General features: G+C 69.1%; 9 protein-coding genes. 1 reads left to right on the top strand and 8 read right to left on the bottom strand.

Annotation, left to right across the window (positions count from 1 at the left end):
* Positions 1 to 30: 30 nt before the first annotated feature.
* From QSJ34_RS09440 to QSJ34_RS09430, 3 genes are all read right to left on the bottom strand, one after another.
* Complete coding sequence (locus tag QSJ34_RS09440; RefSeq protein ID WP_285574338.1) at positions 31 to 1,164, bottom strand: hybrid sensor histidine kinase/response regulator; 1,134 nt, start codon at positions 1,162 to 1,164, stop codon at positions 31 to 33.
* A gap of 27 nt (positions 1,165 to 1,191) precedes the next feature.
* Positions 1,192 to 4,167 carry a response regulator gene (locus tag QSJ34_RS09435; RefSeq protein ID WP_285574334.1) on the bottom strand — a complete coding sequence of 992 codons (2,976 nt, stop codon included), beginning with the start codon at positions 4,165 to 4,167 and terminating at the stop codon, positions 1,192 to 1,194.
* 117 nt (positions 4,168 to 4,284) lie between these two features.
* Entirely contained in the window at positions 4,285 to 5,358 is a 1,074-nt protein-coding gene (locus tag QSJ34_RS09430) for a S41 family peptidase (RefSeq protein WP_285574331.1), read from the bottom strand.
* Positions 5,359 to 5,505: 147 nt separating this feature from the next.
* On the opposite strand from QSJ34_RS09430, the gene QSJ34_RS09425 reads away from it, so the two are divergent.
* Complete coding sequence (locus QSJ34_RS09425; protein ID WP_285574329.1) at positions 5,506 to 5,946, top strand: Lrp/AsnC family transcriptional regulator; 441 nt, start codon at positions 5,506 to 5,508, stop codon at positions 5,944 to 5,946.
* Between the two features lie 62 nt (positions 5,947 to 6,008).
* Here QSJ34_RS09425 and gcvPB read toward each other — a convergent pair whose 3' ends face one another.
* From gcvPB to rpiB, 5 genes are all read right to left on the bottom strand, one after another.
* Complete coding sequence (gcvPB, locus tag QSJ34_RS09420; RefSeq protein WP_285574327.1) at positions 6,009 to 7,541, bottom strand: aminomethyl-transferring glycine dehydrogenase subunit GcvPB; 1,533 nt, start codon at positions 7,539 to 7,541, stop codon at positions 6,009 to 6,011.
* A 10-nt stretch (positions 7,542 to 7,551) separates the two neighbouring features.
* Positions 7,552 to 8,904, bottom strand: a complete 1,353-nt coding sequence (gene gcvPA / locus QSJ34_RS09415) for an aminomethyl-transferring glycine dehydrogenase subunit GcvPA (protein WP_285574325.1) — start codon at positions 8,902 to 8,904, stop codon at positions 7,552 to 7,554.
* Positions 8,905 to 9,134: 230 nt separating this feature from the next.
* Positions 9,135 to 11,888: a patatin-like phospholipase family protein gene (locus tag QSJ34_RS09410; RefSeq protein ID WP_285574323.1), complete on the bottom strand. Its 2,754-nt coding sequence runs from the start codon at positions 11,886 to 11,888 to the stop codon at positions 9,135 to 9,137.
* On the bottom strand, positions 11,885 to 12,601 hold the full coding sequence (gene rph, locus QSJ34_RS09405; protein ID WP_285574321.1) for a ribonuclease PH: 717 nt from the start codon (positions 12,599 to 12,601) through the stop codon (positions 11,885 to 11,887). Before rph ends, QSJ34_RS09410 begins: the two co-directional genes overlap by 4 nt.
* A complete protein-coding gene (rpiB, locus tag QSJ34_RS09400; protein WP_285574319.1) occupies positions 12,601 to 13,035 on the bottom strand; it encodes a ribose 5-phosphate isomerase B in 435 nt (144 codons plus the stop codon). Before rpiB ends, rph begins: the two co-directional genes overlap by 1 nt.
* Positions 13,036 to 13,058: the final 23 nt, after the last annotated feature.

The following is a 13,058-nucleotide window of genomic DNA, read 5'->3' as shown; positions in this document are numbered from 1 at the left end:
GCGGGATTTAGAATCCCTTCCTTTGACCCCTCAAAGCGGCAGCAGCACGGTGAAACTCGTGCCGAAGCCGGGCTGGCTCTGGGCGCGGATCTGGCCCTGGTGGGCCGCCACGAGGCGCTGGACGATGGCCAGGCCCAGACCGAAGCCCCGCTGGGCGTCGCCGGGCTCGGCCTGACGGAAGGGGTCGAAGATGAAGGGCAGCTGGTCTGCAGGAATGCCGCGCCCCGTATCGATGATGCCCAGGCGCAGGAAGCGCAGACCGGCCTCCACCCCCGAGCCGAATTCCATGCCCGCCTCCAGCTTCACGGCGCCGCCCCGCGGCGTGAACTTGATGGCGTTCCCCAGCAGGTTGTGCAGCACGCGGTCCAGCTTGCTGCGGTCCCCGGTGATCATGGGCAGCGTCTCCGGCCACTGGGTCTGCAGGAGGATGCCCGCGTCGTGGGCCCGCACCTGGAAGTGGTCCGCCACGCTTTCGAGCCAGGGCACCGGCTCGAAGGGCACCGCCTCGATGGGCAGCTGGCCGTGCTCGCTGCGGTGAAGGTCCAGCATCTCCTCCAGCAGGGTCTGGACGCGGCCGAAGCTGGCGAGGGCCTGGTCCAGCGTGCTGGGCCGGATGGCCTGGCCCTCCTTCAGCGCATCGAGCACCAGGCCCACCCCCGTGAGCGGCGAGCGCAGGTCGTGCACGAGCATGGCCGTGAAGTTGGCCTTCAGGACGTGGATCTCCTTGAGCTTCAGGTTGGCGTCCAGCAGCGACTGGTTCTGCTGCTCGAGGTGCTTCTGCATGCGCCGAAGCGTCACCTGGTGCTCCACGCGGGCGAGCACTTCGTCCGACGAGAAGGGCTTGGTCACGTAATCCCGGCCGCCGCTCTGGAAGGCCTTCACCTTGTCCAGGGGGCTGTCCATGGCGCTGATGAAGATCACGGGGATCAGGCTCAGGTTCGCGTCCTGGCCCATGGCCAGGCAGGTGTCGTAGCCATCCATCTCGGGCATGGCCACATCCATGAGCACCACTTCAGGCGGCTGGCGGCGCATGGCTTCGAGGGCCATGGCTCCGCTGGTCACCGTCCGCACGCGGTGGTTCTGGCGCTTGAGCACCCTCGCGAGCACATCGAGGTTGGTGGGGTTGTCATCCACCAGGAGGATGTCAGCCGGCGGCACGAGCATGGGAGCCTCTGTTCAGAAGGTGGAGCCTCAGTTCAGATGTTGGAGGATGTCTTCCAGATTATAGGCGCGCAAACGCTGCCGAAGCGCCTGCACCAGGGCCTGATCCGGCACTTCCACCAGCAGGGCTTCGGCGGCCTCCAGATCCCCGACGGCGACTTCCTCCTGGAAGCGGCTGCGCCAGTCGGGATCCTGCCTCGCCAGCGCTTCCAGCCCGACCGTGCCCGGGGCCGGAAGGGTGTCGGCTTCGCGCTCGAAGCGCAGGCCCAGGTGCGCTTCGAGCGCCGCGAACAGCTGCTCTTCCTCGATGGGCTTGGTGAGGAAGGCGTCGAAGCCCCGCTGGATCAGGTCCTCGCGGCTGACGTCGTAGACGCTGGCGCTGATGGCGATCACCGGCGTGCGCGCGATGCCGAGGTTCGCTTCGCTCTGGCGCATCCGCGCCACCGCCTCGAAGCCGTCCATCTCGGGCATGCGCAGGTCCATGAGGACGAGGTCTGGGCGGCCCTCCCGCCACTGCTCCAGACCGGCCCGCCCGTGCTCGGCGAGGCTGCAGCGGAAGCCGACCATCCTCAACAGGCGATCCAGAATGTCGCGGTTCTCGGGCCGGTCGTCCACCACGAGGATGTGGCGCTGGGGCCCGCCTTCGGCCACCTGCAGGACGCGCCCCTGGGTGGACAGCAGGGCCGGCACCTCGGGCACGGGTAGGGGGATGTCGAAGTAGAAGCGGGAACCCTGCCCCGGCACGGAGGACACGCCGATGCCCCCGCCCATGATGGCCACGAGGGCCTGGCTGATGTGCAGGCCGAGACCCGTGCCGCCCGCGGCGTGGCCCTGGGAGGTCTGATTGAAGGCGCCGAAGAGCTGGGCCTGCTCGGCCTCGGAAATGCCCGCCCCCGTGTCTTCCACCGAGGCCGCGAAGACCTCGTCGGACCACTCGATCTGAAGGCGCACCATGCCGTGGGTCGTGAACTTCAAGGCGTTGCCCAGCAGGTTCACCAGCACCTGGCGCAGCTTGGCGGGATCGCCTTCCACCTGCGGCGGCAGGCCCTTCGCCTCGACCGCGAAGGCCAGTCCTTTGCTCAGGGCCGTCAGGCGGAACAGCGAGTCCAGCTCGTTCACAAGCACCGATGGGTCGAAGGGCACGCGGCGCAGCTCCATCTTGCCGGCCTCGATCTTCGACAGCGAGAGCACGTCGTTGATGAGCGCCAGCAGGTGCTCGCCGGCCCTCAGCACGTGCTCCAGCTGGACGCGGTCCTCCTCGCTGCGCAGCGGTTCCCGGGCCATGAGCCGCGAGTAACCGAGGATGGCCGACAGGGGCGTGCGCAGCTCGTGGCTCATGCTGGCGAGAAAGGCGCTCTTGGCCTTGGAAGCCTCCTGGGCCCGGGCCTCGCTCTGCTTCAGGGCCTCCTCCGCCCGCTTCAGCTCGGTCACGTCCTCCATCAGGCCGTCCCACAGGATGCTGCCGTCGGCCTGGGGCGTGGGGTTGCTGCGGGCGCGGATCCACTTCATCTCGCCGGGCCGGCTCGTGAAGGTGCGTCCCGTCCAGCTCAGCGGCGTCAGGTTCCGCGTCGCCTCCTGGTGAAGACGCTGGTATTCGGCGCGATCCTCGGGATGGAGCTTGCCGATGACGTAGCCGGGATCCTCCTCCCAGGCCTGCTTGTCCGCGCCGTAGAGCTCGCTGAACTGCGGGCCGATGAAGGGCCAGGCGCGGCGGCCGTCCGGCCAGATCTGGGTCTGGTAGACGACGCCCGGCAGGTGTTCCGCCAGGCGCCGGTAGCGCGCCTCGCTGGCCTTCAGGGCCGCCTTCAGGCGCTCGATGTCGCGCATGTCGAGGGCCACGCCCATGGTGCCCAGCAGATCGCCATCCAGGCCGCGCACCCGGGAGATGGACAGCAGCACGGGGACGAGGGAGCCGTCCTTGTGTCGGTAGTGGCATTCGGTGGCGAAGCCCGGAATGTCCGAGGCCGCCTGCAGGGCCTCGACCCGCGACGTGATGGTGCGGCCCAGCCTTTCGCTCACCTCCCTCGCGAGCACGTCCAGCTCATCGGGCAGACGCCAGAGGAGCGGCGTGGCCTTGCCCAGCACCTCCTCCGCCGTGTAGCCCGTCATGAGCTCCGCGGCACGGTTCCAGCGGCTCACCCGGCCTTCCAGATCGAGCCCGATGATGGCCGCGCGGGCTCCGTCGAGAATGGCGCGCTCCAGGGCCTTCTGGGCGTGAAGGTCCAGCAGGAGCTGCCGGAGGCGGGCGACCGTGCGGTTGAGCTCCCGCTCGGCGATCGCCAGTTCGCCTTCGCCTGGTTCCTCGGGCACGGGATCCAGATCCCCATCGGCCACCTGGCGCAGGCGCGCCACCAGGCTCGCCACACCCTGTCGCAGGTGCGTGGCGAAGCGCCATCCGAGCCCGAGCGCCAGCAGGAACGTGAGCGAGATCATGACCACGCCCATCGCCAGCGTGCGCTGGGCGCTGAGTTCCAGTTCCCGGATCATGACCCGGGCTCGGCGATCCTCCTCACTCCTCAGGTTCTGTAACGCCCTCGAAAAGGTCGAGACCTCGGGCATCCACTCGTTGTCGCCGAAGGTGCCCAGCACAGCGCCCGAAGCCTGGGGCATCAAGTCCTTCAGCCGCGCCTCAAGCGCATGCAGGCGGACCAGATCCTCCTCGGCCACCCGGAGGGCCTCCTCCCCGCCCCGGTGCGCCTTGTAGGCGTCCCAGGCCACCCGGGCCCGGGCTTCGCTGTCCTGGAGGATCCGCAGCCCCGCCTCGGGGGCGATGCGCCCCGCCCGCACGCCGCGCATCGCCATGGTGATGTCCACCGAGTAGGCTTCGGAGACTTCCATGAGCTGCAGCATGGGATGCAGATGGTCCTGGTAGATCTCGTTGGCCCGCTGGGAGGCCCGCCGGGCGAGGATGAGCAGTCCCACCGAGCCCAGCGACATGAGGAGCGCGAGCAGCCCCAGGGCCATCCGGACCTGGGCCCCAATGGAGCGCTGGCGAAGGTAGGGCACGATCCGAATCCTGTGAGCAGGCGGGGTGGCGGGGAACTTAGACCCCTAGCATCGGCTCGGCCCGGCGGGACTGTGAATCTTTTTACCCTCCGGCCTCAGATTCAGGCGGATGGCAACCTAGCGCGTATAGCGCGGAGGCTCAGGCTCGCCCTTCTCCACCCGGGCGAGGGTGGCCTCCATCCGCTTCCGAGCGCCAGGATCCTTCTCGGTGTCCAGCATGGCCCTGAGGATCGCCACGTGGGCCACTTTCAGGGCCTCCGCGGCCGGTGCGGCCACGTCGGGCTTCACGCCCACGTGCTCCCAGTTGGTGTTCGTCACCGGGTTGATGGCGCGACCCGTGGGGATGAAGGCGAAAAACCCGTGGGCCAGCAGCACGGCCCCACCGGGGTTCGCGCCGCCACCGGTCGTTTCGCCCACCAGCGTCGCGCGCTTCTGCGTCTGGAAATCGTAGGCGCATTCCTCGCCGCCGGAGAAGGTGCGGGCCGAGGTGAGGACGTAGACCGGTTTCGTGTAGCGGGGCGCGACCGTGGGGCTGGTCCAGTACTGGCGCGTCGTGTTCTTCGGGCGGTTGTAGATGGAGTTGAGGTGGCGGCTGTCGCCCTCCTCGAAGAAATGGCTCACGAGGTAGGCCACGCTCTCCGGCTCGCCGCCGCCGTTCTGGCGCAGGTCGAGGATCAGCGCCTCCGTGCCCGACAAAATCTGCAGGGCCGAGGAGAGGGCCGGACCGACGAATTCCGTGGGCCCGAACCCGCGGACGTCGAGGTAGCCCACATTGCCTTGCAGCTGTTCCACCTTGGCGATGCCGAAGGCGCGGCGCTGCGAGGCGAGACGCATCTGGGCGACCTCCTCGCGCGTGGGCGGCCTGTCGTCATCGTCGCCCATGGGCTGGAAGGCCGGATCGAAGCGCACGCGGAAGTGGCCATCCTGGCCCAGGTCGCGCAGATCCTTCCCGAGCGCCTCCGCGAAGGCCTGGGCGCTCGTCGCACCCAGGTAGGCCCCCTTGGCCAATCGGGCCTTCAGCGCGGTGCCGGTCTTCTCTGCCACCTCGGGGAACACGTAGCGGGCCTTCAGCTCCCTGGCCAGAGCCTCCACCACGGCCTTCTGCTGATCGGGCGTGACGGGCACCGGCGCCTCCTGGGCCGAGAGGGTCAGCACGAGGGCGGGCAAGGTGAAACAGATCGATGTACGCATGGGGCCTCCAGGTCCTCCAGGTTTCGTGGCCGTGCCACCGGGGTCTAGCCGGCAACGTGCCGGTTTCCCGGCGGAATGCCAGAATGCCTCCGGGGATCGCGCGCGAGGCGTGCTCCCGTTCACACCGCCCATGGATCCGGAGCCTCCATGCCCATCCCCAATCTGGACGATTCCGACCGCCGCATTCTCGCCGAACTGGGCGCCGACGCCCGGCTGACCCAGGTGGCCCTGGCCGCCCGCGTGGGCCTGTCCCGCTCCGCCGTGCAGGAACGCATCAAGCGCATGGAGCGCGAGGGCGTGATCCTGGGCTACACCCTGCGGCTGGGGGAAGCCCCCCGTCCGGGGCTGCGGGCCTTCCTGCTCATCAAGGGCGACGGCCCCAGCCACGATCGGGCCGTGCGCCTAGCCGCGGCCATCCCCGAGGTGCGCGTGGCGGATTCCGTGAGCGGAGACATCGACCTGGTGCTGCAGCTGGAGGCGGATCGGGTGGAGGACCTGAACCGGGTCCGCGACGAGGTGGGCCGGCTACCGGGCATCGCCTCCACCCAGACCCTGCTCGTCATGTCGCCGCGCTTCGACCGCCGCTGACGCGCGAAGGGCCCCTCGCGGGGCCCTTCAGGCCGTGGAACGGAGCTTAGGCCTGCCCGAATCTAGAGCTGTTTCGTCCAGCGCAGGATGGGCTTGCGCGCGGCCGTCGTCTCATCCATGCGGCGCAGGGGCGCCAGGACGGGCGCCTGGTGCAGCAGGTCGGGATTCTCCTCGGCCTCCTTCGCGATCTGCAGCATGGTGTCGCAGAAGGCGTCCAGCTCGCCCTTGTCTTCGCTTTCCGTGGGCTCGATCATGAGCGCGCCGGGCACGATCAGGGGGAAGTAGATCGTGGGCGGGTGGTAGCCGTGGTCGATGAGGCGCTTGGCGATGTCGAGCGTGTGCACGTCGTGCTTGGCCTGGTTGGTGTCGCTGAAGACGACTTCGTGCAGGCTGGGCGAATCGATGTGCAGGGCGTAGCTGCCCTTCAGGCGGGTGCGGATGTAGTTGGCGTTCACGATGGCGCGCAGGGTGGCGGTCTTCAGGCCGTCGCCACCGTGGCTCAGGCAGTAGGTGAGCGCGCGCACGAGGATGCCGAAGTTGCCATAGAAGCTGTGCACCTTGCCGATGCTCTGGGGGCGGTTCCACTCCATGCGGTAGGTGTGCCTGGGCACCTCGCCCTCGCCCACCTTCTCGGTGTCGCGCAGGATGACGGGCACGGGCAGGAAGGGGATGAGCTTCTCGGCGCAGCAGACGGGGCCGGCGCCGGGGCCGCCGCCGCCGTGGGGCGTCGACATGGTCTTGTGCAGGTTCAGGTGCATGACATCCACGCCGAAGTCGCCGGGGCGGGCCACACCCACGAGGGCGTTCATGTTGGCGCCGTCCATGTAGACGAGGGCGTCCACGCTGTGGAGCAGGTCGCTGATCTCCTTGAATCGGTACTCGAAGACGCCGATGGTGTTCGGATTGGTGATCATGGCGCCGGCGATCTCGCTGCCCAGCTCGCTCACGAGGGTCTTCAGGCCCTTGCGCACCTTGCCGTTCACGGGGTCGGTCACGTCGTCGAAGCTGATGGTGCCATCGGGCATGGAGGGCAGCTCGACGACTTCATAGCCGGCCATGGCGGCGGTGGCGGGGTTGGTGCCGTGGCCGCTGTCCGGGATGAGGATGACGCGGCGCTTGGCACCCTTGGACAGGTGGTAGGCGCGGATGAGCATGACGCCCGTCAGCTCGCCGGCGGCGCCGGCGCTGGGCTGCAGGGTGACGCCGGGCAGGCCCGTGATCTCCTTCAGCCATTCCTGCAGGGTGAAGAGCATGCCCAGGTTGCCCTGGACGAAGGCGTCGGGCGCCATGGGGTGGCTGTCCGTGAAGCCGCGCAGGCCCGCGACCTTCTCGTTGAGCCGGGGGTTGTGCTTCATGGTGCAGGAGCCCAGCGGATACATGCCGTCATCCACGCCGTAGTTCCACTTGGAGAGGCGCGTGAAGTGGCGGATGACCTCGACCTCGCTCAGCTCGGGCAGGGCGTCGAAGCCGCTGCGCTTGAGGTGGGCGGGCCGGGTGTCCTTGGCTGCGGGGACGTCGAGCTTGGGCAGGTCCATGCCCCGCTTGCCGGGGACGGAACGATCGAAGGAGAGGGGTTCGCGCTGACGAAGGAACATGTCGAATCCTCTAGACGGTGGCGGGGACGCGGGCCAGGATCTCGACGAGGCTTTCGATCGTCTGGCGGGTGTGGAGTTCGGTGGCGCACCAAAGGATGCAGCCTTTGTATTCGGGGTAGAAGCGGCCCAGGTCGAGGCCCGGCAGCATCTTCTCCTTCAGGCAGGCCTCCTGCAGCGCGGCGTAGTCGCCCTTGTAGCGCAGCACGAACTCGTTGAAGAAGGGCACCTCGGGCACGGCTTCCATGTCCGGCAGCTCCAGCAGGCGCGCCCGCAGGTACTGGGCCTTGGCGGCGTTCTGTTCGGCGAGGCCGCGCAGGCCCTCGGGCCCGGCGAGCTGCATGAAGATGTTGGCGCGCAGGGCGACGAGACCCTGGTTCGAGCAGATGTTGCTGGTGGCCTTGTCGCGGCGGATGTGCTGCTCGCGGGCGGTGAGCGTGAGCACGTAGCCCGTGCGGCCCTCCAGATCCTTGGTCTGACCGACGACGCGGCCGGGGATCTCGCGCTTGTGGGCGTCCTTCACGGCCAGGAAGCCGAGGAAGGGGCCGCCGAAGTTGGGCTTGTTGCCAAGGCTCATGGCCTCACCGCAGGCCATGTCGGCGCCGGCCTTGCCGGGGGCCTCGAACCAGCCAAAGGCGAAGGCCTCCTGGGTGACGCTCACCAGCAGGGCACCGGCGGCGTGGATGGGGCCGGCCAGGGCCGTCAGATCCTCGGCCGCGCCGAGGAAGTTGGGGTAGCCCACCATCACGGCGGCCACGTCGTCGTTGAGCTTGGCCTGCAGGTCGGCCATGTCGGTGACGCCGTCCTTCAGGCCCACTTCGACGAGCTTGAGGCCGTCGTGGGGCGCGAAGTTGGTCTCCAGCACCTGGCGGTAGAGCGGGTGCAGGCCGCGGCTCACGAGCACCGTGTGGCGCTTCTTCTGCACGCGCACGGCCATGAGCGCCGCTTCCACGCAGGAGGTGCCGCCGTCGTAGAGGCTGGCGTTGGTGACCTCGAGGCCCGTCAGATCGCAGATGAGGGTCTGGTACTCGAAGATGTGCTGCAGGGTGCCCTGGCTGATCTCGGGCTGGTAGGGCGTGTAGGCCGTGAACCACTCCTGGCGGCTGCAGAGCGCGTCGATGGCCGAGGGGACGTAGTGGTCGTAGGCGCCGGCGCCGAGGAACTGGGCGCAGAAGCGCGTGTTGGTGTTGGCCAGGTCCAGCATCTGCCCGAAGACTTCCTGCTCGGATCCCGTGGGGGGCAGGTCCAGCTCCCGCCGCAGGCGCAGGGGTTCGGGAATGCCGGCCAGCAGGGCCTCGGCGTTCGGCACGCCTATGGTGTCCAGGAGGGCTCGATCCTCGACAGGGGAAGAGGGCAGGTAGCGCATGGCAGCCTCAGCAAAGAACGTTGATATACCAACGAACCAGAGTATCAGGCGGGACCGGGATGCCCCATAGGGAATGGGTCACAGCCTGCCTCCCGGTCGCTAAATCCGCTAATGCCGTCTGATCCCCGGGCCTTCCCAGAGGAGAAAGCTCGGCCCGGCTGTGCCGGGCTGAGCGCGGGGGCCCAGGGGTGTTCGCGCAGCGCAGCGGAGCGAGGAACCCCCGGACAGCATCAATGCCGCTTCCAGAGGTCGAAGGGCTGGGTGCCGATGAGGATGTTGAAACTGCCCACCGCGCGGCCGCTGTCCTGGGGCGTGCGGAGGCGCAGGAAGCCGTACGAGGCTTCCACGTAGAAATTGGAGAGGGTCGTGCGGAGCATGAGACCCATTCCTTCGGCCCTCGGCGAGACCTCGGACTTCATGAGGGCCGAGGCGTCCTGGGATACCCAGGCCACGTCGAAGCGGGGCGCCACCTCCACCGTGAGCCCCAGGCCCATGTAGAGCCGCAGGGGCAGGCCGAAGCGCAGGGCCGCGAAATTCGGCGCCATGAAGCCCACGGCCTGGGAGCCGATGACGAAGGAGGGCCCGCCCAGCACCCACCAGCGGTCCAGGGGCAGGCGGTGGCCCTGGCCCCATTCCAGATCCAGGTCCGCGCCGAAGAACTCGCCCAGGGGCTTCACGCCCCGGGCCCTGAAGTAGCTCTGCTGGAAGGTCCCCCCCGCCAGTTCGCCCGTGGCATGGGTGCGGCCCATGCCGAAGCGGGCCCGCAGCAGCAACCCGTCGCGGGGCAGGGTGTAGCGGTCGAAGTTGTCCCATTCGCCCGAAAGGAAGGCCGCGTCCTGGCTCTGGGTGAGGCGCTGGCCCGATTCGCGGAAGGCCGAATCGCGCCGGCCCAGGTCGAGGCTCGCCTTGCCCGTGCCCAGGTTGCTGAAGCGGAAGTAGGTCTTCACCATCAGGTCCGAGGCGCTGATGCGGGCGTCCATGCCATTGCCCGGCAGCTCGGGGGCCTTCCAGGGCAGGGCCACCTCCAGGCGCTGCTCCCAATAATTGGCGACGGCCTCGATCCCGGCTCCGGGGGAAAACCCGAAGGGGCTGCGCAGGGCCAGGCCCGCTTCCTCCTGCAGGCGGTTCCGCGCGGCGCTCAGTTCCGCCTCGGTGCCCTTGAAGCCCAGGTTCAGGGCCCGGTAGGCCAGGCCCACCTGGCCGCCCAGGGTGGTCTCGTAGCCCAGCGAGATGTCCATGCGCTCGCGCTGCTGGGGGACCGGGATGAGCGTGATGGCCGTGCCCTCCTGCCCGTCGGGCCGGATCTGGTAGCGCAGCTCCGCGAGGTGCAGCCGGTGCTCCGCCAGGGCGACGCGCTGCTGGAGCTCCACGGGGCGAAAGGGCCGATCCTTCAGCTGCCCCAGCAGACGCATCAGGTGGGCCCCGTCCACCGTGGACCCCGGGGCGAGGCGGGCCTCCACCCGCGTGACGAGGGGCTCCTTGATGCAGATGCGCAGGCGGCCCGTCTGCGCGTCGAAGGCCGATCCGCGGGCATCCACGAGGGGACCGCCGTCCATGAGGAAGCGGTAGACCAGGTGGCCCATCATGCGGCCGAACACCTGGGGGTTGAAGGGTTCGCCCAGGTGGATCGATTCGGCCACCGCGGACTCGACGGCCTTTCGCCAGCCCTCCGGCGCCTCGATGTCCACCGCCTGAATCGCGGGATAGGCCCGCAGATGGATCGTGAGCGCGCGGTCCGGATCCACCGTGGCAAAGGCCTCTCGGGCGAGGCCGTGCACGAGCACCTGCTGCAGCAGGATCTGCACGTCCTGCACGCGGATCCCCACCCCGTTGGATTTCAGGGTCTCCTCCAGGAGGCCCGCCAGGGCGGGACTCAGGCCCCCGGGGCTTTCGAAGGCCACCCGCGTCACATCCAGGCGCTCGTCGCTGAGCCGGCTGCGGAGCAGGGCGTTCATGGCGTCGCGCCGAGCCTCGAAGGCTTCGCGGCCCTGCCGCACGAGATTCGCGGCCTGGGATCCGTATTCGAGGAAGGGCACGTCGTGGATGTCGGGGCGGATGAGGAAGTCCGCCGCGGCGCGGCTTTCCCACTGGCGCCGCTCCACCACCAGGTCCAGGCTGCGGGCGGCCACGGAGAGGATGCTCGTCGCCGGGCGGTTCTCCAGGGGCGCGCTGATGTCGACGGCGATGACGAGGTCCGGATGGAAGGCCTCCTTCGCCGTCTGCACCGGCAGGTTCTCCACCAGGGCGCCGTCCACGTACTGCTGGCCCTCGATGACGACGGGACGGAAGCCGCCGGGGATGGACATGGAGGCCCGCACCGCCTCCACCAGGTCGCCGCTGCCGAAGACACGGCCCTGGCCCGTTTCGAGGTTGGTCGCCAGCACGCGCAGGGGGCGCTGCAGCTTGTTGAAGTCGCCCCCGGAGAAGTAGGCGCCGCGGGCCAGGAGGCCCTGCAGCGTGTGCTGCACCTCGACGCCGCTTCTCAACCCCTGGGCCAGCGTGATGTGGCCGTCGTGCCGCTCGATGGAGAGGAAGGTGTCGTTGCGGTCCTCCTGCTCGCCCAGCGTCTCGCCCGGGTTGCGCCACAGGGGCTCCAGAAAAGCCCGCGTCAGATCCAGGCGGCTGAACAGGTCCTCGATCTCATGGCCCGAGAAGCCGCTGGCGTAGAGCGCGCCCACCATGGCCCCAGCGCTGGTGCCCGTGACGCTGTCCAGGGGGTAGCCCACGTCCTCCAGCTGCTGGAGCACGCCGATGTGGGCCAGGCCCCGGGCCCCGCCCCCGCTGAGGGCCAGGGCCACGCGGGGCATGCCGGGGATGCTCACCCGCGGCGTGAAGCGGAAGACCATGTCCGCAGGCTGGACCACCACGTCGATGCGGCGGGGCGCGGGAGTCTCCTCCTTCTGGATACTGCCGGGGTGGGGGGGCGTCGCGCCCTGTCCCGCCAACAGGGCGGGCAGTCCCAGCGCCAGCAGCAGGGATTTCATTCGAGGGCCGCCCGCTGAGCCTCCATGAGCGCCGCGCATCCGGCCAGGCCCAGGTCCAGCAGGCCCGTGGCCTCGCTGCGGCTGAAGGAGCGGCCTTCGCCGGTGCCCTGCAGCTCCACCAATTCGAGGTCGCCCCCAAGCGCGGGCCGGGCGGCCACCAGGTTGCAGTCCACGGCGGCCAGGTGGTCTTCCTCATATTCCAGATCGAGCACCAGGCCGCGGCGGCCTTCGCCGGTTTCCACGATGCCCGCGCTCACGGCGGCCACCTGGCGCACCAGGGCCGCCTCCAGCCCCTGGGAGCGCAGCGCCAAGGCCACGGCCACCCAGGCGCCGGTGATGGCCGCGCAGCGGGTGCCCCCGTCGGCGTTCAGCACATCACAGTCCACCGTGAGGGTGCGCTCGCCCAGGGCCGCCAGATCCACGGCCTGGCGCAGGCTGCGGCCGATGAGCCGCTGGATCTCCACCGTGCGGCCCTGCTGCTTGCCACGGGCCGCCTCGCGGTCCGAACGCGTGTGGGTGGCCGAGGGCAGCATGCCGTATTCCGCCGTGAGCCAGCCGGATCCCTTCCCCTTCATCCAGCCCGGCACCCGGTCCTCCAGGTTGGCCGCGCACAGGACATGGGTCCGGCCCACCTTGATGAGGCAGGAGCCCGAGGCGTGGAGCTGCACGCCTTTCTCCAGGCCAAAAGGGCGCAATTCCTCGTTCTGGCGCATCAGCAGGAGCCCTTCCATTCGATCTTGTCGACCCGCCCCTGGTGGCGTCCCCCTTCGAAGGGTGTTTCCAAAAAGGTTTTGAGGTAGGATTCTGCCTTGAGCGGATCCGTCAGCCGCTGGCCGAAAGCGATGGCGTTCGCGTCATTGTGCTGTCGAGCCAGTGCTGCGTGCTCGGGGGAGGTTACCAGCGCGCAGCGGATGCCGGCATGGCGGTTGGCCGCGATGCTGATGCCGATGCCGGATCCGCAGACCAGCACCAGGCGCTCCCACTGATCCATGCCCTCCGCCGCCCGGTGCGCGAAATCCGGGTAATCCACCGAGGCCATTCCGTTCGTGCCGAAATCCACCACCTCGTGACCCTGCTCCAGCGCCCAGGCCTTGAGCCTTTCCTTCAGGTCGAACCCCGCATGATCGCTTGCGAAACCGAGCTTCATCTATCTTCCCCCCGCCTTGCATC

The organism is Geothrix limicola, assembly GCF_030268085.1.
Lineage (GTDB): Bacteria > Acidobacteriota > Holophagae > Holophagales > Holophagaceae > Geothrix > Geothrix limicola.
Note: the sequence above shows the minus strand (reverse complement) of the source record. Positions and strands in the feature narration are given on the sequence as shown.